Source organism: Streptomyces sp. NPDC059816, assembly GCF_042732055.1.
In the GTDB taxonomy this organism is placed as follows: Bacteria; Actinomycetota; Actinomycetes; order Streptomycetales; family Streptomycetaceae; genus Streptomyces.
Window position 1 is genome coordinate 220,073 of the sequence record NZ_JBHWIQ010000012.1, and the last position, 21,439, is coordinate 241,511.

Consider the following 21,439-nt stretch of genomic DNA (forward strand, 5'->3'; position numbering starts at 1 on the left):
CTGCGGCGGAACTAGTCGCGCTCGCCGTTGCCCAGGTGGTGGACCCGGACCATGTTGGTGGTGCCCGGCACCCCGGGGGGCGAGCCGGCGGTGATGACGACGGTGTCGCCCTCCTGGAAGCGCTTCAGTTGCACGATCTCGGCGTCCACCAGACCGACCATCTCGTCGGTGGTGTTGACGTGCGGGACCACGTAGGCGTCGACGCCCCAGCTGAGCGCCAGCTGGTTGCGGGTCGACTCGTCGGTGGTGAAGGCGACGATCGGCTGCGCGGCGCGGTAGCGGGACAACCGGCGGGCGGTGTCACCGGACTGCGTGAAGGCGATCAGGCCCTTGGCGCCGAGGAAGTCGGCGATCTCGCAGGCGGCACGGGCCACCGAACCGCCCTGGGTGCGGGGCTTCTTGCCCGGCACCAGCGGCTGGAGGCCCTTGGAGAGCAGCTCCTCCTCGGCCGCGACGACGATCTTCGACATCGTCTTCACGGTCTCGATCGGATAGGCGCCGACCGAGGACTCGGCGGACAGCATCACCGCATCGGCACCGTCCAGGATCGCGTTGGCGACGTCGGACGCCTCGGCGCGGGTGGGACGGGAGTTGGTGATCATCGACTCCATCATCTGGGTCGCCACGACCACCGGTTTGGCGTTGCGGCGGCACAGCTCGATGAGCCGCTTCTGCACCATCGGGACCTTCTCCAGCGGATACTCGACGGCCAGGTCACCGCGGGCGACCATCACCCCGTCGAACGCCGCCACCACGGCCTCCATGTTGGCCACCGCCTGCGGCTTCTCCACCTTGGCGATGACGGGGACGCGGCGCCCCTCCTCGTCCATGATCTTGTGCACGTCGTCGACGTCGGCGGCGTCCCGCACGAAGGACAGGGCGACCAGGTCGCAGCCCATCCGCAGGGCGAAGCGCAGGTCGTCGATGTCCTTCTCGGACAGTGCGGGGACGTTCACGGCCGCGCCGGGCAGGTTGATGCCCTTGTGGTCGGAGATGACACCGCCCTCGATGACGATCGTCCGCACCTCGGGGCCCTCGATCCCGGTCACCCGGAGTTCGACGTTGCCGTCGTTGATGAGGATCGGGTCGCCGATGCGGCAGTCCCCGGGCAGTCCCTTGTACGTGGTGCCGCAGATGGACTTGTCGCCGGGCACGTCCTCGGTGGTGATGGTGAACTCGTCGCCGCGCACCAGCTCGACCGGACCCTCGGCGAAGGTCTCCAGCCGGATCTTCGGTCCCTGGAGGTCCGCGAGGACACCGATGGCCTGACCGGTCTCCCGAGCGGCATCGCGGACGCGCTCGTACCGGGCCCGGTGCTCCTCGTGGGAGCCGTGGCTCATGTTGAAGCGGGCCACGTTCATCCCGGCCTCGATCAGCGACTTCAGCTGCTCGAACGAGTCGACGGCGGGGCCCAGGGTACAGACGATCTTGGAACGGCGCATGAGGCTCATCCTATCGGTTTGTTTCAATGCGGAATATTCCGCCTGGTGGAAGCTACAAATGGGCGGGCGCCTGCTCAGGTGTGTTGATACGTGTCCACGAGGGGCGGGGTGGACGCGAGCCGGAGCGTACGTCCCGGCCGCGCACTCAGCCCCGCACCAGTGCGTACGTCTGCGTGGCGATCTCCAGCTCCTCGTCCGTCGGGACCACCGCGACCGCCACCCGCGCGTGCGCCGGCGAGATCAGCCGCGGCTCCCCGCCGCGCACGGCGTTCAGGTCGCCGTCCACGACCAGGCCCAGCTCCTCCAGACCGGCCACCGCCGCCTCCCGCACCGGCGCCGCGTTCTCCCCGACCCCGGCCGTGAACACCACCGCGTCCACCCGGCCCAGCACCGCGTAGTAGGCGCCGATGTACTTCTTCAGCCGGTGCACGTAGACGTCGAACGCCAGCCGGGCCGCCTCGTCGCCCTCCTCGATGCGCCGCCTGATCTCCCGCATGTCGTTGTCGCCGCACAGTCCCACCAGCCCGCTGCGCTTGTTCAGCAGCGCGTCCACCTCGTCGATGTCCAGGCCCGCGACCCGCTTCAGGTGGAACACCACCGCCGGGTCCACGTCACCCGACCGGGTACCCATCACCAGACCCTCCAAGGGGGTCAGCCCCATGGACGTCTCCACGCACACCCCGCCGCGCACCGCCGACGCCGAAGCCCCGTTGCCCAGGTGCAGCACGATCACATTGACCTCGGACGGGTCCTTGCCGAGCAGTGCGGCCGTGCGGCGCGACACGTACGCGTGCGAGGTGCCGTGGAAGCCGTAGCGCCGGATGCGGTGGGCGTCGGCGGTCGCCACGTCGATCGCGTAGCGGGCCGCCGACTCCGGCATCGTCGTGTGGAACGCCGTGTCGAAGACCGCGACCTGCGGCAGGTCCGGACGCAGCTCCCGAGCGGTCCGGATGCCGGTCAGGTTCGCCGGGTTGTGCAACGGCGCCACCGGGATCAGCCGCTCGATCTCCGCGATGACCGCGTCGTCGATTCACGGTCGGCTCGGTGAAGTGCTTGCCGCCGTGCACCACCCGGTGCCCGATCGCCGCCAACTGGGGCGAGTCGAGGCCCAGCCCGTCGGCCGCCAACTCCTCGGCCACCGCCTTCAGCGCCGCCGTGTGGTCCGCCATCGGCTCCGTACGCTCCCGGGGCTCCGCCGCACCGCCCGTGAGCGGCGAGTGGACCAGCCGGGAGCCCCGCTCGCCGATCCGCTCCACCAGTCCGGAGGCCAGCCGCGAGCTGTCCCGCATGTCCAGGAGCTGGTACTTCAACGAGGAGGAGCCGGAGTTGAGGACGAGGACGCGGTGCGGGGTGAGGGGTGCGATCACGGGAGGGGAACCTTCTGCTGCGGGGGAGGGGGAGGTCATACGGAGGCGGGGTCGCCGGCGGGAGCGGGGTCGGCGGTCGGGGACGCGGGCGGCCGGACGGCGGTCGCGCCCTGCGCCTGGATCGCCGTGATGGCCACCGTGTTGACGATGTCCTGCACCAGGGCCCCGCGCGACAGGTCGTTCACCGGCTTGCGCAGCCCCTGGAGCACCGGCCCGACCGCGATCGCGCCCGCCGAGCGCTGCACGGCCTTGTACGTGTTGTTGCCGGTGTTGAGGTCCGGGAAGATCAGCACGCTCGCCTGCCCCGCCACCGGGGACTGGGGCAGCTTGGTCGCCGCCACCGACGGCTCCACCGCCGCGTCGTACTGGATCGGGCCCTCGATCCGCAGGTCGGAGCGCTGCTCCCGGACCAGCTCGGTCGCCTCGCGGACCTTGTCGACATCGGCGCCCGTACCGGAGGTGCCCGTCGAGTACGAGAGCATCGCGATCCGCGGGTCCACCCCGAACTGCTCCGCCGTCGCCGCCGACTGGATCGCGATGTCCGCGAGCTGCTCCGCGTTCGGGTCCGGATTGACCGCGCAGTCCCCGTACACGAGGACCTTGTCGGCCAGGCACATGAAGAACACCGACGACACGATCTTGGCGCCGGGGCTGGTCTTGATGATCTCGAACGCGGGGCGGATCGTCGCCGCCGTCGAGTGCACCGAACCGGACACCATGCCGTCCGCCAGGCCCTCCTGGACCATCAGCGTGCCGAAGTAGTTCACGTCCGCGACCACGTCGTACGCCAGCTCCACGCTCACCCCGCGGTGCGCCCGCAACTCGGCGTAGCGCGCGGCGAACCGGTCCCGCAGTTCCGAGGTCTGCGGGTCCACGAGGTCCGCGTCACCGAGGTCCACGCCCAGGTCGGCGGCCTTCTTGCGGATGGCCTCCACATCGCCCAACAGGGTCAGGTCGCACACCCCGCGGCGCAACAGCACGTCCGCCGCCCGCAGCACCCGTTCCTCGGTGCCCTCCGGCAGCACGACCCGGCGCCGGTCGGAGCGCGCCTGCTCCAGCAGCTTGTGCTCGAACATCATCGGCGTGACCCGGGTGCTGCTCGGCGCCGAGACCCGGGTCATCAGCTCCGCGGTGTCGACGTACCGCTCGAACAGGCCGAGCGCGGTCTCCGCCTTCCGCGGCGTGGCCGCGTTCAGCTTGCCCTCCAGTCCGAACAGCTCCGCCGCCGTGGGGAAGCTGTTGCCGGGCACCGAGATCACCGGGGTCCCCGGTGCCAGCCGGGCCGCCAGGGTGAGGATCTGCTCCGGTGGGCGCTCGCCGAGGGTGAGCAGCACGCCCGCGATCGGCGGCGCCCCGGAGCTGTGCGCGGCGAGCGAACCGATGACCAGGTCCGCGCGGTCCCCGGGCGTGACGACCAGGCACCCCGGAGTCAGGGCGGGCAGGAAGTTCGGCAGCATCGCACCGCCGATGACGAAGTCGAGGGCGTCCCGGGCGAGACCGGAGTCATCACCGAGCAGAACCGTTCCGCCGAGTGCGGCGGTGACCTGGGCGACGGTCGGCGCCGCCAGCGCGGGTTCGTCCGGCAGCACCCAGCACGGCACGGGCAGCCGGGCCGCCAACCGCTCGTGCACGGCCTCGCGGTCCTTCGGGTCGACCCGGTTCACCACCAGCGCGAGCACGTCGCAGCCCAGTGCCTCGTACGCGCGGTACGCATTGCGGGCCTCGGCGCGCACCGACTCGGCGCTCTGGCCCCGGCCGCCGACCACCGGCAGCACCGACGCCCCGAACTCGTTCGCGAGCCGTGCGTTCAGCGCCAGTTCGTCGGGTAGCTGGGTCGCGGCGAAGTCGCTGCCCAGGACGAGGACGACCTCGTACTCCTCGGCCACCCGGTGGAAGCGCGCCACCATCCGGGACACCAGTTCGTCGGTGCCCTGCTCGGCCTGGATCGTGGACGCCTCGTGGTAGTCCATCCCGTACGCGGTCGACGGGTCCTGGCTGAGTCGGTACCGGGCCCTGAGCAGGTCGTACAACCGGTCCGGTCCATCGTGCACGAGGGGGCGGAACACGCCCACCCGGTCGACCTGGCGGGTCAGGAGCTCCATCACCCCCAGCTCGACGACCTGGCGGCCGTCGCCCCGGTCGATCCCGGTCACGTACACGCTGCGCGTCACGCGTGCCCTCCGTTTCGTCGCCGCGCCAGCTTTCGCGTGCGTCCGATTCGTGATCGTTCGGGCGCGGTCCGTGTGTGGTTCGTAGTCCCCTCTTGACAATACCTGTGCGTGTCGTTAAGACGCCCGCCGGAGTGCAGAGCAGGGAGGCGGGTGGCCCGGGCCGTGACCGCTGGGACGCCGGAGGTTCTGGTGGTCCCCGATATCACGTCTTCGGTCTGGACCAATGTGGTGGGAGTACCGGCGGGAGGGGTGCCCGGTGTGCCACCGTGGAAGAATCAGGCGGGCTCAACAGGACCAGCAGCGAGCAGGAGACAGAGCACGATGCGCATCGGAGTACTCACGGCGGGCGGCGACTGCCCCGGCCTGAACGCAGTGATCCGTTCGGTCGTGCACCGGGCCGTCACCCACCACGGTGACGAGGTGATCGGCTTCGAGGACGGTTACGCCGGCCTGCTCGACGGCCGCTACCGTCCCCTCGACCTGAACGCCGTCAGCGGCATCCTCGCCCGCGGCGGCACCATCCTCGGCTCCTCGCGGCTGGAGCGGGACCGCTTCCGCGCCGCCTGCGAGAACATCCGGGCGCTCGCCACCGAGATCGGCTTCGACGTCCTCATCCCGATCGGCGGCGAGGGCACGCTGACCGCCGCCCGGATGCTCGCGGACGCGGGCCTGCCGGTGGTCGGCGTCCCCAAGACGATCGACAACGACATCTCGTCCACCGACCGCACCTTCGGCTTCGACACGGCCGTCGGCGTCGCCAGCGAGGCGATGGACCGGCTGAAGACCACTGCCGAGTCGCACCAGCGGGTGATGGTCGTCGAGGTCATGGGGCGCCACGCCGGCTGGATCGCCCTGGAGTCCGGCATGGCCGCCGGCGCGCACGGCATCTGCCTGCCGGAACGCCCCTTCGACCCGGCCGACTTGGTCGCGCTGGTCGAGGAGCGGTTCGCCCGGGGCAAGAAGTTCGCCGTCATCTGCGTCGCCGAGGGCGCGCACCCCGCAGAGGGCACGATGAACTACCAGAAGGGCGAGATCGACCAGTTCGGGCACGAGCGGTTCCAGGGCATCGGCACCGCGCTCGCCTTCGAGCTCCAGGAGCGCCTGGGCAAGGAGGCCAAGCCGGTCATCCTCGGTCACGTCCAGCGGGGCGGTACGCCGACCGCGTACGACAGGGTGCTCGCCACGCGGTTCGGTTGGCACGCGGTCGAGGCGGCGCACCGGGGTGACTTCGGCAGGATGACCGCGTTGCGCGGTACGGATGTCGTCATGGTTCCCCTGGCCGATGCGGTCACCGAGCTCAAGACGGTCCCGAAGGACCGCATGGACGAGGCGGAGTCCGTCTTCTAGGGTGCGCTGTCCTGCGCGGGTGCGTGGTGGTTGCCCGCGCTCCTTGGGTGCGCTGTGCGCGGCGTGCGCTGTCCAGCTCGGGTGCGATCCGCTGTTGCGCCGTTCCCCGCGCCCCTGATCGGGTGCGTCCTCGTGGGCGTGCGCGGTTCCTGGGCGGGTGCGCTCCGGTTTCGCGCAGTTCCCCGCGCCCCTATCGGGGCACCCCGGCCGGACGGCCACCCGCCCGCCAGGACGCCCCTGAAAGGGGCGCGGGGAACGGCGCGGACGACCACCGCGCACCGCACGGGCACCACGCACGTGGAGCGGGGCGTACTCAAAGGGGCGCGGGGAACGGCGCGAACTCTCAGCGCACCCGAGCTGGACAGCGCACGCCGAGCGGGACGTACCCAAGGGGGCGCGGGGAACTGCGCGGGCAACCACCGCGCACCCGCGGCCGAGCACGCACCGCGACGCGCACCACCCCAGAGACGGGGCGAACCGCCGTCAGGCGGCGTCCTCCTTGCCGCTGGCCCCGATGTGCCGCAAGGCCACCGCGGCCAACAACGCCAACACCACCGTGCCCCCCGCGGCAACCAGCATCGCCACGTTCAAGCCGGAAGTGGCCGCCTCCTTCGCCTGGTCGAGCCACCCCGCGGGCATCCGCCCCGCACCCGCGGACGCCCCGGCGAGGCTGTCGCCCACCTCTTCGGCCACCCCGGCCGGCGTACCCGCAGGGATTCCGTCCTCGACGCGGCCCCGGTAGACCGCAGTGGCCAGACTGCCGAGGATCGCCACGCCCAACGCGAGGCCCAGTTCCTGCACGGTCTCCGACATCGCCGAGGCCGAACCCGCCTTCTCCGGCGGCGCCGCGCCGACCACCAGGTCCGTGCCCAGGGCCGCGATCGCCCCGAGCCCGAGGTAGACAAGACCGAAACCGATCACGATCAGGGCGATGCCTCCGGTGGCGTCCACCTGGGTGAGGAGCAGGTACCCGAGCGTGGACAGCGCCAGGGTGACGGACACCACGATCCCCGGCGGCACCCGCCGGGCGACCAACGGCGCTCCGATCGCCGCCACGAACATCATCAGCGCGGGCGGCCCCATCCACAGGCCCGCTTCGACGGGGGGCAGTTCCTCCACCAGTTGGAGTTGCTGAGTGATCAACAGCATCGAGCCCCCGACCCCGATCAGCCCGACGAGCAGCACGCTGAGCGCGGCGCTGAACGTGCGGTCGGCGAACAGCCGCACGTCCAGCAACGGGCTCGCCAACTGGCCCTGGCGCCGGACGAACAGCGTCGCGAACACCACGCCGATCACCAGCGCGACGACCGCGGGGGCTCCCAAGCCGTCCTTGGCGAACCGCTTCACCGCGTAGATCACCGGGAGGATCGCGATCAGCGACAGCGCGACGCTGAGCAGGTCGAACCGGCCGCTGTGCGGCGCACGGTACTCGGGGATCAACACCGGCGCGGCCACGAGCAGGACGACCGCCACCGGGACCGCGAGGAGGAACGCCGAACCCCACCAGAAGTGGGCCAGCATCGCGCCGCCGACCACCGGCCCGAGCGCCATGCCGAGGGCGAAGCAGGTCGCCCAGACGCCGATCGCCACCGATCGCTGGCGCGGGTCGCCGAACATGTTGCTGATCAGGGCCAGGGTGGACGGCATCAGCGTGGCGCCGGCGATCCCCAGTGCCGCGCGCGCGGCGATGAGCAGTTCGGTGCTGTCGGAGTAGGCGGCCACCACCGACACCACCCCGAAGGCCGCGGCGCCGATCATCAGCAGTTTCCGACGGCCGATCCGGTCGCCCAACGTGCCCATGGTGATCAGGAAGCCGGCGATCAGGAACCCGTAGGCATCCATGATCCACAAGGCTTCCGTACTGCTCGGGCGCAGGTCTTCGGCCAGCGAGGGGAGGGCGAGGTACAGCACGGTGACGTCGAGGCCGAGCAGCACGGTGGGCAGGGCGAGGACGGCCAGCCCGCCCCACTCCCGGGGACCGGCCCGGTGCACGGTCGATGTGCTCATTGCACTCCTAGGTCGTTCGAGTTCGAGAAGGTGCGAGGCACTCTGCCGACCGGCGCGCACGGTTTTCTGACGGTCCCCGGCGATACACTGCGCCCATGCGCTACGGGGTGCTCGGCCCGCTGGCCGTCTGGGACGCCGAGGGGCTGCCGGTCAGGGTCCCCGAAGCGAAGGTGCGGGCCCTGCTGGCGAACCTGCTGGTCCACGGGGGCGCACCGGTGCCGGCGGACCGTCTCATCGAGGACCTCTGGGCGGGCAACCCACCGGGCGGTTCGGTCAACTCGTTGCACACCAAGGTCTCGCAACTGCGCCGGGTGCTCGGCCGCGAACGGGTGGTCCGCGAACCCGCCGGCTACCGGCTGCTGCTCACGGACGACGCGGTCGACGCGCAGCGGTTCCAGGAACTGGCGGAACGCGCCCACGCCCACGGGGAACCGGCGGTGCGGGGTGACCTGTTCGCCGACGCGCTCGCCCTGTGGCGGGGCCCGGCCTACGCCGACGTCGCCGAGTCGCTGTTCGCCCGCAGTGAGATCGCCCGACTGGAGGCGCTGCGCCTGACCGTCCTGGAGGACCAGGCCGAAGTGCGGCTGACTCTCGGCGAACACACCGTACTGGCGGGGGAGTTGGGTGAACTGGTGGCCCGGCATCCGCTACGTGAACGACTGCGCACGGCCCATATGCGTGCGCTCTACCGGTCCGGGCAACAGGGCGACGCCTTGCGCAGCTTCCGGGAGCTGCGGCAGCAACTAGTCTCAGAACTAGGCGTGTTGCCCGGGCCCGCGGTCACCGCGCTGCACGAGGCGATCCTGCGCCAGGAACCGCATCTCGCGCTGCCGACCGTCGAGTCCCCGTCGTGCCGCACCAACCTGCCCACACCGCTGACCTCGCTGATCGGCCGACGGGAGGCGGTCGACCGGGTGCGCGCCCGGCTCGGTTCCCATCCGACCACCCGGCTGGTCACGCTCACCGGTCTCGGCGGGGTCGGCAAGACCCGACTGGCCATCGCCGCGGCCCGCGACATGACCGACCGGTTCCCCGACGGGGTGTGGTTGGTGGAACTGGCCGGTCTGGGGGCCGCGTCGACCTCCGACGACATCGCCGAACGGGTCATCACGACGCTCGGGCTGTGTGACACCGCGGCCTCCGAGCCGGACCTGAACGACCTGGTGGGTTGGCTCTGCCGGGCGGTGGCCGGCAAGCGGCTGCTCGTCCTGCTGGACAACTGCGAGCACCTGGTGGAGCCGGTCGCCGCGCTCGCCCGCGCCGTACTGTCGACGGTCCCCGGGGGGCATCTGCTGCTCACCAGTCAGGAAGCGCTCGACATCCCCGGCGAGGTGGTGCACCCGGTGCCTCCGCTGGCGTTGCCCAAGGACACCGGTCCGGGAGCGGTCGCCCGGTCCAGCGCCGTCGAACTGTTCGTGGAGCGGGCGGCGGCAGCGGTCCCCGGCTTCGTCCTGGACGCGGACAACGCCGCGGCGGTGTCCGCCATCTGCCGCCGGCTGGACGGCATTCCGCTCGCGCTGGAACTCGTGGCCTCCCGGCTGCGGACGCTGAGCCCGGACGAACTCGCCGCCTCCCTGGACGGCCGGTTCGCCCCGCCCGAGGTCCGGGCGCGCGGGCTGCCCGCCCGCCAGCAGACGCTACGGGCCATGCTCGACTGGAGCTGGCACCTGCTGACCACGGACGAGCGGACGGTACTGCGGCGGCTGGCCGTGCACGCCGACGGCTGGACCCTGCCGTCCGCCGAGGTCGTGTGCGCCGACCGGGACCTGCCCGCCGACCGGGTCTTCGACCTGCTGTCCCGGCTGGTGGACCGTTCGCTGGTGGTCCGTGAGGCGGGCCGGTTCCGACTGCTCGAATCGGTGGCCGCGTACTGCGCCGAACGGCTCGCCGAGGCGGGGGAGACGGCGGCCGTCCGCGCGCGGTTCGTACGGTGCTACGCCGAGCTGGCCGAACGGCAGGACGAACTGCTGCGCGGCCCGGACCAGCGGGGCTGCCTGGAGTTCCTGGACGCGGAGACGATCAACCTGCGTCGGGCCCTCGACCTCGCGACGGCCGAGGGCACCGCCGGGCACGCGCTGCGGCTGGTGAACGCGATGACATGGTATTGGTTCCTGCGCGGGCGGCTCACCGAGGCCCGCAGGTCGCTCCAGGCCGCGTTGGCCACCGGTGGCGAGAGCGCGGGGGCCGCACGTCTGACGGCACGGGCCTGGCTGACCGGAATGGACCTGCGCGCATCCTCGGCCGACGCGACCTCGGCGTGGGCCGGTGCGGACCCGACGGCCGGCCTCGACGATCCGGTGCTGCGGGCCCGGTTGCAGTGGTTCATCGGCACCGGCCTGAGCGGTCACGGCCGCCGGGACGAGGGGCTGCGGCTGGTGGAGGCGAGCTTGGTCGGTGCGCGCGCGGCCCGTGACCGGTGGGGGGAGGCCGCGGCGCTGGTCGAGCTCGCCGGCCGTGCTCCGGCCCGCGGCGGGTCGTACGCGGAGCTGGGTGCGGCGCTGTTCCACGAGGTCGGGGACCGATGGGGGCAGCTGCGGGCCACCCGGTCGCTGGCGCTCGTCGCCGAACGCGACGGGGACCGTGCGCGGACGGAGCGGCTGCACCGCGAAGGTCTGCTGGTGGCCGAGGAACTCGGGCTGTGGACCGAGGTGGTCGAGGCGTTGACCTGGCTCGGTCGGACCGCGCTGGCGGGTGGGCACGCGCTGCGGGCCACGGAGCTGTACGGGCGGGCGTTGTCCGTTTCGGCGGAGCGGGCGTACGGCCGGGGTGAGGTCCGTGCGGAGATCGGGCTGGGGCTTGCGGCGCGGCTCCGGGGTGATCCGGTGGCGGCTCGCCATCACTTGGTCCGTGCGGTGGCCAAGGGGTGGGCTCCTTAGCCCGTCCGTCCAGCGCGGGTGCGATGTGGTTGCCCGCGCAGTTCCCCGCGCCCCCTTGGGTACGCCCTGCTCGGCGTGCGCTGTCCAGCTCGGGTGCGCTGAGGGTTCGCGCAGTTCCCCGCGCCCCTTTGGGTACGCCCCGCTCCACGTGCGTGGTGCCTGTGCGGTGCGCAGTGGTCGTCCGCGCCGTTCCCCGCGCCCCCTTGGGTGCGTCCTGCTCGGCGTGCGCGGTCCAGCTGGGGTGCGCTGAGGGTTCGCGCAGTTCCCCGCGCCCCTATCGGGGGCGTCCCGTCGGGCGGGGTGCCTTCCGACCGGTGTGCCCCGATAGGGGCGCGGGGAACTGCGCAAATCCGGAACGCACCCGCGCAGGACCGCGTACGCGCAGCGGGACGCACCCGATCAGGGGCGCGAGGAACTGCGCAACAGCGGAGCGCACCCGCACGGGACAGCGCACCGAAGGGGCGCGGGGAACGGCGCGAGCAACCGCAGCGCACCCGCAGTTGAACACGTACCGCAGGACGCCCCCCCAGAGCAACGGGAAGGGCCCCGGACACGCGCCCCACAAGAAGAGGGAACACGTCCGGGGCCCGAGGGAGCCGGAGAACCGCTACGCGGAAACCTTCGCGTCCCGCGGAACCGGCACCGCCCCCTCACCCGACGGCCCCCCGTCCCCCTCATCGAGCAGCGTCCGCTCGTCGAACGGCAACTCACCCGCGAGGACCTTCGTGACCCGCTCCCGGTCGACCTCCTTGGTCCACACCCCGATGAGCAGCGTCGCCACCGCATTGCCCGCGAAGTTGGTCAGGGCGCGCGCCTCGCTCATGAACCGGTCGATGCCGATGATGAGCCCGACCCCGTCGACCAGCGCGGGCTTGTGCGACTGGAGCCCGCTCGCGAGCACCGCGATGCCGGAGCCGGACACGCCCGCCGCGCCCTTCGAGGCGATCATCATGAACAGCAGCAGCCCGATCTGCTGTCCGATGCCCATCGGCTCGCCCATCGCGTCGGCGATGAACAGCGAGGCCATGGTCAGGTAGATCATCGTGCCGTCGAGGTTGAACGAGTACCCGGTGGGCACCGTGATGCCCACCACGGGCCGGCTCACCCCGAGGTGCTCCATCTTGGCGATGAGCCGCGGCAGCGCCGACTCGGACGAGGACGTCGACAGGATCAGCAGGAACTCGCGACCCAGGTAGCGGAAGAGCTGGAAGATGTTGACGCCGGCGACCATTCGGGTCAGCAGACCCAGCACGATCACCACGAACAGCGCACAGGTCACGTAGAAGCCGAGCATGATCGTGGCGAGCGCCTTGAGCGCGTCGACCCCGGTCTCCCCGATCACCGCGGCGATCGCGCCGAACGCGCCCACGGGGGCCGCCCACATGATCATCGCGAGTACCCGGAAGACCAGCCGCTGGATGTGCTCGATGCCGCGCAGCACCGGCTCACCGGTGCGGCCCATGGCCTGGAGGGCGAAACCGACGAGCAGGGCGACCAGCAGCGTCTGGAGCACCTCGCCCTCGGTGAAGGCGGAGACCAGGGTGGCCGGGATGATCCCGAGCAGGAAGTCCACCGGGCCCTCGCTGGCGCCCTTGGCGGCGGTGTGGCCGACCTCCTTCGCCGAGTCGGTGAGGTCCATCCCGGTGCCCGGGTCCAGCATGTTGCCGACGAGCAGGCCGATCGCCAGCGCGGCCACGGACATGACCATGAAGTAGGCGAGCGCGAGACCGCCCACCTTGCCGATCTTCGCGGCCTTGCGGACCGAACCCACGCCGAGCACGATCGTGCAGAAGATGATCGGCGAGATCATCATCTTGATCAGTGCGACGAAGCCGGTGCCGAGCGGCTTCAGCTCCTTGGCGAAGTCCGGGACGGCGAAGCCCACGGCGATGCCGAGGACCACGGCCACGATCACGAAGACGTACAGGTAGTGGGTGCGGTCCCGTTTGGCGGGCGGAGCGGTGGCAGGGGTTTCGGACACGGGGTGCCTCCTCGACAACAGCGGCTTCGTCGACGGGCGCGGGACTCTGCGGGTGCCCCGCGCGGGGGCCGCGACGCACGTGGGGGATACGTCGCGGGATGACGCGCAGTGCGTGCGGCTCACGTTCTGGGCGGCTGAATCCCGGTGAATATCTCCCAGCCTGTGAGGGGCGTCACGCTTGCGTTCATTGAGTTCACGTGGGCCCGTAGCGGCTCCCGGGACGATGCAGACTGGGAGCATGCCCCTCGTCCGCACCGCACGGCCCCGCGTGCCCCGCATCCGGTTGCCCCGGCCGTCCCGGGTGCCCCACCCGCGCAGCCTGGCCGGTCAGCTGTTCGCGATGCAGGCCGTGCTGGTCGCGGTCGTCGTCGCGGGGTGCGCGCTGTTCACGTACCTCAGCAACGCCCACCAGGCCGAACAGTCCGCCCGCCGCCAGGCCGAGGCGGCGGCCCGCGCGGTCGCGGCCTCGCCCTCGGTGCGGGAGGGGGTGCGCGGACCCGATCCCACGGCCGCGCTCCAGCCGTACGCGGTGCGCGCGCAGCAGGACACCGGCGTCGACTTCGTGACGATCATCGATCTGAACGGCATCCGCTTGACGCACCCCAACGAGGCCCGGATCGGCGGCCGGTTCCTCGGCCACATCGAACCGGCGCTGCGCGGCGAGACCTTCGCCGAGACCCACACCGGCACCCTGGGGCCCTCGGTTCGGGTGGTCACCCCGGTCCGGGCGAGTGCGTCGGGCGGCCCGATCGTCGCCCTGGTCAGTGCGGGCATCACGGTCGACCGGATCAGTGCCCGGGTCCGCGACCAGGTGGTCGCGCTGCTGGCGGTCGCCGCGGGCGCGCTGGTCCTCGGCGGCATCGGCACGTACGTGATCAACGCACGGCTGCGCCGCAGTACGCACGACATGAACGCGGCGGAGCTGAGCCACATGCACGACTACCACCAGGCCGCACTGCACGCGGTGCGCGAGGGGCTGTTGATGCTGGACGGACAGCGCAGGGTCGCGCTCCTCAACGACGGTGCGCGGGAACTGCTCGGCACCGGTGCGGACGCCGTCGGCCGTTCGGTCGCCGACCTCGGGCTGCCGCCCCCGCTCACCGGGGCGCTGCTCTCCGCCGAGCCCCGGGTCGACGAACTCCACCTGAGTGCGGACCGGGTGCTCGTTGTCAACACCCAACCGGTGTCCAGCGGCGAGCAGCGCGGCACCGTGGTGACCTTGCGGGACCACACCGAGCTCCAGTCGCTGATGGGCGAGCTCGACTCCGAACGCGGCTTCACCCAGGCCCTGCGGTCCCAGGCCCACGAGGCGGCCAACCGGCTGCACACCGTGGTCTCGCTGATCGAGCTGGGGCGGGTGGAGGAGGCCGTCGAGTTCGCCACCGCCGAACTCGAACTGGCCCAGACGCTCACCGACCAGGTGGTCGCGGCGGTCGCGGAGCCGGTGCTCGCGGCGCTGCTGCTCGGCAAGGCCGCCCGGGCCAACGAGCGGGGCGTCGAACTGCTCGTCTCGCCCGACAGCCGGATCGACGACGGGCTGCTGCCGCCCTCGTTGCCCGCCCGGGACCTGGTCACCGTGCTCGGCAACCTCATCGACAACGCCGTGGACGCCGCCCAGGGCACCCCGCAAGCCCGGGTGACCGTCACCGCCCGCGCCGCCGACGGCGAGCTGCTGCTGCGGGTCCGCGACACCGGCGCCGGCGTGGACCCGGCGCACGCCGAGGCCATCTTCGACCGGGGGTGGACCACCAAGCCCTCGGCGGACCGGGTACCCGGACGGGGCCTCGGACTCGCCCTGGTCCGCCAGACCGTCCACCGTTACGGGGGGACCCTCACGGTGAGCGCTTCCCCGTCGGGCGGCGCCGAGTTCACGGCCTCGCTGCCGCTGGGCCACGACGCCACCGCCGCGGCGGGGGCGGTCCGATGACCGACATCCGGGTGCTGGTCGTCGAGGACGACCCCGTCGCCGCGGACGCCCATGTGCTGTACGTGCAGCGGGTGCCCGGCTTCACCGCGGTCGGCAAGGTCCACACGGCCGCCGACGCCCGGCGGGCGCTGGAGCGGCAGCCCGTCGACCTGCTGCTGTTGGACCTGTACCTGCCGGACGGCCACGGGCTGGCGCTCGCGCGTTCGCTGCGCGCGGCCGGGCACCACACCGACGTGATCGCGGTGACCTCGGCCCGGGACCTCGCGGTGGTGCGGGAGGGCGTCTCGCTGGGGGTGGTCCAGTACGTGTTGAAGCCCTTCACCTTCGCCACCCTGCGCGACCGGCTGGTGCGGTACTCGGAGTTCCGGACGGCGGCGGGCGAGGCCAGCGGACAGGACGAGGTGGACCGGGCACTGGCCGCACTGCGGGCGCCCGCCCCCGCGGAACTGCCCAAGGGCCTGAGCGCGCCGACCCTGGAGCGGGTCGTCCACACCCTGCGGTCCGCGGCGGACGGGGTGACGGCCGCGGGGGCCGCCGAGACGGTCGGCATCTCCCGGATCACCGCACGGCGCTATCTGGAGCACCTGGCCGCGACCGGGCGCGCCACCCGCAGCCCGCTGTACGGACAGGTGGGGCGGCCGGAGCTGTACTACCGCTGGGTCCGCGGCGACTGAAGCGACGGGGGCGAACCGGCCGGCGGGCGGCGCCGGTTGCTTACCAGGAGGTGCGTATCGAAGGAAAAAGTCGGTACTTGTGGGGGAGTTGGCGACGGACCAGCATGGAGGCACCGCACACGAACCTCCCGAAGGGAAGCACCCCATGGCTGCCGAGAAGACGTCCGTGACCGTACTGGGTCTCGGGGCGATGGGCCGCGCGCTCGCCACCGCGTTCGTCCGCGCCGGGCACCCCACCACCGTCTGGAACCGGTCCCCGGGCCGGGCCGCCGAACTGGTCGCCCTGGGCGCGACCGAAGCCGGCTCCGCCGAAGAGGCCGTACGCGCCTCCGAGTTGGTGGTGATGTGCCTGGTGGACCACCAGGCGGTGACCGCCGTCAACGAGCAGATAGCCGACGACCTCGCCGGCCGCGTCCTGGTCAACCTGACCTCGGACACCCCCGAGCGGGCCCGGGAGACCGCCGCTTGGGCGGTCGAGCGGGGCATCGACTACCTGGACGGCGCCATCATGGTCCCGGTCCAGGTGATCGGTACACCGGACAGCCTGGTGTTCCACTCCGGACCCCGGGCCCTCTTCGACCGCCACGCGGACGCCCTCGGTGCGCTCGGCGGCAACATCGAGTACGTCGGCGAGGAGCCGGGCCGGGCCGCCGCCTACGACATGGCGCTGCTCGACTACTTCTACGCCAGCATCTCGGGCATGGTGCACGCCTTCGCCCTGGCCGAGGCCGAGGGAGTCGCACCGGGGGACATCGCGCCCTTCCTCGACACGATCACCGGGATCATGCCGCTGATGACCGCCGGTGCGGTGCACGAGATCTCCGCCCGCGACTACGCCGGTGACGCGGCGAACCTGGCGATGATGACGGCCACCGTCGACCACCTGGTGGAGGTGTCCGAGCACCGCGGACTGGACACGGGCGTGCTGCACGCCGTCCGGGCCGTCGCCCAACGGGCGCTCGCCCAGGGCCGGGGCAAGGAGAGCTGGACGGCCACCGTGGAGGCGGTGCGCCCGCCGAGGTGAGCGCCCGAACGGGGGTCGTGCCCGCGGACCGCGCCACCGCCGTGGCGGGGACGACGGCGGGGCCGCAGGAGACCGCCGGCCCCGTGCCGCGACCCCCGACGCCCGCCCACCCGTTGGTGACCTGCCGCACACGCCCTTGTCATGACGTCAACGTCAGGGCCTAGCGTCACGGCCATGCGCATCGGTGAACTCGCGGCACGGGCAGGGACCACCCCCCGCGCCCTGCGGTACTACGAGGCCCGCGGACTGTTGTCCGCGCGGCGCGGGGAGAACGGTCACCGCGTCTACGACGAGGACGACCTGAAGTTGTTGCGGCAGATCCGCACGCTCCAGGAATCGGGCTTCGACCTGGAGGAGACCCGGCCGTTCGTGGACTGTCTGCGGGCCGGCCACTCCGAGGGCGACGACTGCCCGGCGTCCTTGGCCGTGTACCGCCGCAAGCTCGCCGAGATCGACGCCCTGATGGCCGAGTTGGCGGCCGTCAGGGAGCGGGTGGGCGATCAGCTCGCCCGTGCCGAGCGGGCCCGGGACGCACTGGGCACCGCCGCGCTGGTTCCGGGTGGACCGGAACCCGGGTGCGCCGTGTTCCCCGTGGGAACGGGCCGAGTCGGACCGGAGGACGGACAGACATGATCAGGACCGAAGGATTGGCAGCGGTGACGGACGCGGACTTCGCGGACGTGGTGTTGGCCTCACAGCGGCCGGTACTGGTGGAGTTCACTGCGGACTGGTGCCCGCCGTGCCGCCAGATCGCCCCGGTGCTCGCGGAGATCGCCGCCGAGGAGGCGGACCGGATGACGGTCGTCCAGATCGACGTGGACACCAATCCGGTGACCACCCTCCAGTACGGGGTGATGTCCATGCCGACGCTGATGGTGTTCGACCGTGGTGAGCGGGTGTGGTCGGTGGTGGGCGCCCGTTCCAAGCGGCGTCTGCTGACGGAGCTCGAGGGCGTGGTCTGAGGAGTCGGGACGCCGGGGGGCGTCCCGAAAGGACAAGGGCCCGACCTCGTGCCAGAGTGAGGACGGGGGTGACATCGCGGCACCGTCACGGTGCCGCGCACGTCCCGTGTTCTGGAGGGCCCGAGACATGCCCGAGATCAATGAACCCTATGCCCCCGGCACCCCGTGCTGGGTGGGGCTGATGGCGCAGGACCAGACCGCCGCGATGGAGTTCTACGGTCGGCTCTTCGGCTGGAGCGGTGAGGTCGGCCCACCCGAATTCGGTGGCTACGCGGTGATGGAGAAGGACGGCCGCGCGGTCGCCGGAATCGGCCCCGCCATGGCTCCCGAGGGACAACCGGAACCGCCGCACGTCTGGACGACGTACCTGGCGAGCGACGACGCCGACACGACCGCCCGCCGGATCACCGACGCGGGCGGTGCGCTGCTGTTCGGCCCCGACGACGTGGGGACCCTCGGTCGGATGCTGGTGGCGTCCGATTCGACGGGTGCCGTGTTCGGGGTGTGGGGGCACCGCGACTTCGTGGGCGCCGGCCGGGTCAACGAGCCGGGCTCGGTGATCTGGTGCGACTGCAACACCCGCGACCTCCCGGCCGCCGCCGCCTTCTACCACGCGGCGCTGGGGCTCGAAGCCCGGCCGATGGTGGAGGCCCCCGGCGAGTACCTGGGGCTGTTCACCCCGGCGCAGCCCGACCGTCCGGTGGGCGGCATCGGCGCCATGGAACAACGGTTCCCGCCGGAGGTGCCCGCGCACTGGATGACGACCTTCGCCGTGGCCGACCTCGGCTCGACGGTCGCCACGCACACCGCGGGCGGCGGGACGGTCGTCGTGGAGCCCACGAGCACCCCGTGGGGCGAGATGGCCGGCCTGGTCGACCCCTGGGGCGCGCACTTCGGCGTGATGCAGCCCGCGGGCTGACCCGCGCGGTCACCGTACTCGTGTACGTCTCCACGGCCGGGTCTGCGTAGGCGCAGTGCGTTGCGCTGCGCGTGCGTGGTCCGGCGAGGCTGCGCTGTGCCGTTGCGCAGTTCCCCGCGCCCCTGATCGGGTGCGTTCCGCTGCGCGTGCGCGTCCCCGGGCGGGTGCGCTCCGGATTCGCGCAGTTCCCCGCGCCCCTATCGGGGCACACCGGTCCCGATACCAGGCACGCTCAACAGAACGCCACGGAAAATCCCCGCACAAAAAATCCCCCAGGCATCTTGTGCCTAGGGGATTGCTGCGTATACATTCAAGAATTCGTGACCACTTATAAATGCCACGAGAAATCTTACTAAGCAGAGCTTATCCGGGCGGGAGCGGAATTGTCAAGCAGGGACATGGCAGCGAATACACGGCGAACGGACGAGCTTCGAACGGCAGGCCAGAACGGCGGAAAGCCCATGGATCGGGAACTGCGGGCGGAACAGGAATTCATCGACGGACTCCACGAGCGCGTCGACCGGCTGCGCGGACACGCCGAGTCATCGGTCACGGGCGCCCTCACCCCGGTGGGCAACGGCCTCCAGGCCCGGGTCGAACGGGACGTCCTGCTCCACGAGCGGTCGGGGTACCTGGCCGCGCTGAACGCCGTCGAAGGCTCCCTGTGCTTCGGACGGATCGACCTCACCTCCGGCGCCGTCCACCACATCGGACGGATCGGAGTGCGCGACGAGGACCCCGGCACCGGTGAGCTCGTGCCCGTCCTCGTCGACTGGCGCGCCCCCGTCGCCCGCCCCTTCTACCTCGCCACCGGTCACACCCCCCTCGGTCTGCGTCGCCGCCGCCACCTGACCTACGAGGACCGCACGGTCACCGCCCTGCACGACGAGATCCTCGACCTGGACGACGCCACCCGCACCGGCCACGAGGACCCCACCGGCGACACCGTGCTGCTCGCCGCGCTGAACACGGCCCGCACCGGCCGCATGGGAGACATCGTCCGCACCATCCAGGCCGAACAGGACCGCGTCATCCGGGCCCCGCACCGGGGCGTCCTGGTCATCGAGGGCGGCCCCGGAACCGGCAAGACCGCCGTCGCCCTGCACCGCGCCGCCTACCTCCTCTACGAGTACCGCGAACTCCTCGCCCGCCGGGCCGTCCTGATCGTCGGACCCAACCCGGCGTTCCTCCGCTACATCGGCGAGGTGCTGCCCTCGCTCGGGGAGACCGGCGTGCTCCTCGCGACCGTCGGCGAGCTGTACCCGGGCGTCCGCGCCACCGGCACCGACACCCCGCGAGCCGTCGAGGTGAAGGGCGACGCCGACATGGCCCGGGTGCTCGCGGCCGTGGTCGCCGACCGGCAGGCCCTGCCCGACCCGGTGATCCCCATCGAGCACGACCGGGACGTGCTGCTCCTCGACGCGGGCCTCGTCCGGGTCGCCCGCGAGCGGACCCGGGCCCTGAACCTCCCGCACAACGTGGCCCGCGAACACTTCGAGGGGCACCTCGTCAACACCCTCACCGACATGGTCGCCGAACGCATCGGCACCGACCCGTACGACGGTTCCAACCTGCTCGACCGCTCCGACCTCACCCAGATCCGCGACGAGATCGGCGCCAACCCCGAGGTGCACGCCGCGATCGAGGAACTGTGGCCCCGGCTCAGCCCCGAGCGCCTCGTCACCGAATTCCTCGCCGACCCCACGCACCTCGCCCCCGAGGACGCCGCCGCGATCCGCCGGGCCCCGAGCACGACCCCCGACTGGACCCCCGCCGACGTGCCGCTCCTCGACGAGGTCGCCGAACTCCTCGGCGAGGACGACCGCGCGGCCCGCTCCGCCGCCGAACGGGAACGGCTGGACCGGATCGCCTTCGCCCAGGGCGTCCTGGACGTGGCGTACGCCTCCCGCACCTACGAGTTCGAGGACAAGGACGACGAGGAGTCCGAGGTGCTCGGCGCGCACGACATCATCGACGCCGAGCGGATGGCCGAACGGCACGACGAGGAGGACCACCGCAGCGCCGCCGAACGCGCCGCCGCCGACCGCACCTGGGCCTTCGGACACATCATCGTGGACGAGGCGCAGGAACTGTCCGCGATGGCGTGGCGGCTGCTGATGCGCCGCTCGCCCACCCGTTCCATGACCCTGGTCGGGGACCCGGCGCAGACCGCCGACGAGGCGGGCGTCGGTTCCTGGGAACGGGCCCTCGCCCCGTACGTGCAGGACCGTTGGGAGCACACCGTCCTCGACGTCAACTACCGCACCCCGGTGGAGATCATGGACCTCGCGGCGGAGGTCCTGCGCGCGGACCGACCCGGCTTCGAGCCCCCGAAGTCGGTCCGCACGGCCGGCACCCGCCCCTGGGTCCGCGCGACCACGGAGCACGCCCTTGCGACGACCCTCGCGCACGCCGTACGGGAGGAACTACCCGCCGAGGGGCGCCTCGCGGTGATCGCACCCCGCGCCCTGCACCCCGCGCTCGCCGCGGAACTGCCGGACGTCACGGCGGGCGGGGAACCCGACCTCACCCGGCGGGTCGTCCTGCTGGACCCGCGCCAGTCCAAGGGCCTCGAATTCGACACGGTGATCGTGGTCGAACCGGGGGAGTACCGCACCAGCGACCTGTACGTGGCGATGACCCGCGCCACCCAGTCCCTGGGCCTGATCCACACGGGCCGCCACCCCCTGCCCTGGCTCCCGGCCGCGTCCGCGCGCTGACGCACCGCGTCCTGCGGGACGG

At 72.0% G+C, this 21,439-nt stretch carries 13 protein-coding genes and 1 pseudogene; 9 read left to right on the top strand and 5 right to left on the bottom strand.

All coding sequences use genetic code 11. The features are described 5' to 3' along the window. Positions 1–11 precede the first annotated feature (11 nt). The 3 genes and pseudogenes from pyk to pta form a co-directional block, all read right to left on the bottom strand. Positions 12–1,442, bottom strand: coding sequence for a pyruvate kinase (pyk, locus tag ACFV88_RS18365; RefSeq protein WP_385492311.1), 1,431 nt, complete (start codon positions 1,440–1,442; stop codon positions 12–14). A 145-nt stretch (positions 1,443–1,587) separates the two neighbouring features. After that, positions 1,588–2,848: pseudogene (locus tag ACFV88_RS18370) on the bottom strand (acetate kinase). Further along, entirely contained in the window at positions 2,845–4,980 is a 2,136-nt protein-coding gene (gene pta, locus ACFV88_RS18375; protein ID WP_385492314.1) for a phosphate acetyltransferase, read from the bottom strand. The pseudogene ACFV88_RS18370 and the gene pta overlap by 4 nt, the downstream one beginning before the upstream one ends. 321 nt (positions 4,981–5,301) lie before the next feature. On the opposite strand from pta, the gene ACFV88_RS18380 reads away from it, so the two are divergent. After that, complete coding sequence (locus ACFV88_RS18380) at positions 5,302–6,327, top strand: 6-phosphofructokinase (protein ID WP_385492317.1); 1,026 nt, start codon at positions 5,302–5,304, stop codon at positions 6,325–6,327. A gap of 483 nt (positions 6,328–6,810) precedes the next feature. On the opposite strand, the gene ACFV88_RS18385 is transcribed toward ACFV88_RS18380, so the two are convergent. Beyond that, positions 6,811–8,334, bottom strand: coding sequence for an MFS transporter (locus ACFV88_RS18385; RefSeq protein ID WP_385492320.1), 1,524 nt, complete (start codon positions 8,332–8,334; stop codon positions 6,811–6,813). 95 nt (positions 8,335–8,429) lie between these two features. On the opposite strand from ACFV88_RS18385, the gene ACFV88_RS18390 reads away from it, so the two are divergent. Further along, positions 8,430–11,210, top strand: coding sequence for a BTAD domain-containing putative transcriptional regulator (locus ACFV88_RS18390; protein WP_385492323.1), 2,781 nt, complete (start codon positions 8,430–8,432; stop codon positions 11,208–11,210). Between the two features lie 607 nt (positions 11,211–11,817). On the opposite strand, the gene ACFV88_RS18395 is transcribed toward ACFV88_RS18390, so the two are convergent. Next, positions 11,818–13,191: a cation:dicarboxylate symporter family transporter gene (locus ACFV88_RS18395; RefSeq protein WP_385492326.1), complete on the bottom strand. Its 1,374-nt coding sequence runs from the start codon at positions 13,189–13,191 to the stop codon at positions 11,818–11,820. A 238-nt stretch (positions 13,192–13,429) separates the two neighbouring features. On the opposite strand from ACFV88_RS18395, the gene ACFV88_RS18400 reads away from it, so the two are divergent. The 7 genes from ACFV88_RS18400 (at position 13,430) to ACFV88_RS18430 (ending at position 21,417) form a co-directional block, all read left to right on the top strand. After that, the gene (locus tag ACFV88_RS18400) at positions 13,430–15,118 is read left to right on the top strand and encodes an ATP-binding protein (protein WP_385492329.1); all 1,689 of its coding nucleotides are present in this window, start codon (positions 13,430–13,432) and stop codon (positions 15,116–15,118) included. Next, positions 15,115–15,792, top strand: a complete 678-nt coding sequence (locus tag ACFV88_RS18405) for a response regulator (RefSeq protein WP_385492332.1) — start codon at positions 15,115–15,117, stop codon at positions 15,790–15,792. Before ACFV88_RS18400 ends, ACFV88_RS18405 begins: the two co-directional genes overlap by 4 nt. A 145-nt stretch (positions 15,793–15,937) precedes the next feature. Beyond that, positions 15,938–16,816, top strand: coding sequence for an NAD(P)-dependent oxidoreductase (locus tag ACFV88_RS18410; protein WP_385492335.1), 879 nt, complete (start codon positions 15,938–15,940; stop codon positions 16,814–16,816). Between the two features lie 174 nt (positions 16,817–16,990). After that, positions 16,991–17,449 (top strand): MerR family transcriptional regulator, encoded by a 459-nt coding sequence (locus ACFV88_RS18415; protein ID WP_385492338.1) that lies wholly within the window; start codon positions 16,991–16,993, stop codon positions 17,447–17,449. Further along, a complete protein-coding gene (gene trxA, locus ACFV88_RS18420) occupies positions 17,446–17,778 on the top strand; it encodes a thioredoxin (RefSeq protein ID WP_385492341.1) in 333 nt (110 codons plus the stop codon). Before ACFV88_RS18415 ends, trxA begins: the two co-directional genes overlap by 4 nt. A 127-nt stretch (positions 17,779–17,905) precedes the next feature. Continuing rightward, positions 17,906–18,697, top strand: coding sequence for a VOC family protein (locus ACFV88_RS18425; protein WP_385492344.1), 792 nt, complete (start codon positions 17,906–17,908; stop codon positions 18,695–18,697). 461 nt (positions 18,698–19,158) lie between these two features. Further along, positions 19,159–21,417, top strand: coding sequence for a HelD family protein (locus ACFV88_RS18430; protein WP_385492347.1), 2,259 nt, complete (start codon positions 19,159–19,161; stop codon positions 21,415–21,417). The last annotated feature ends 22 nt before the right edge of the window (positions 21,418–21,439 follow it).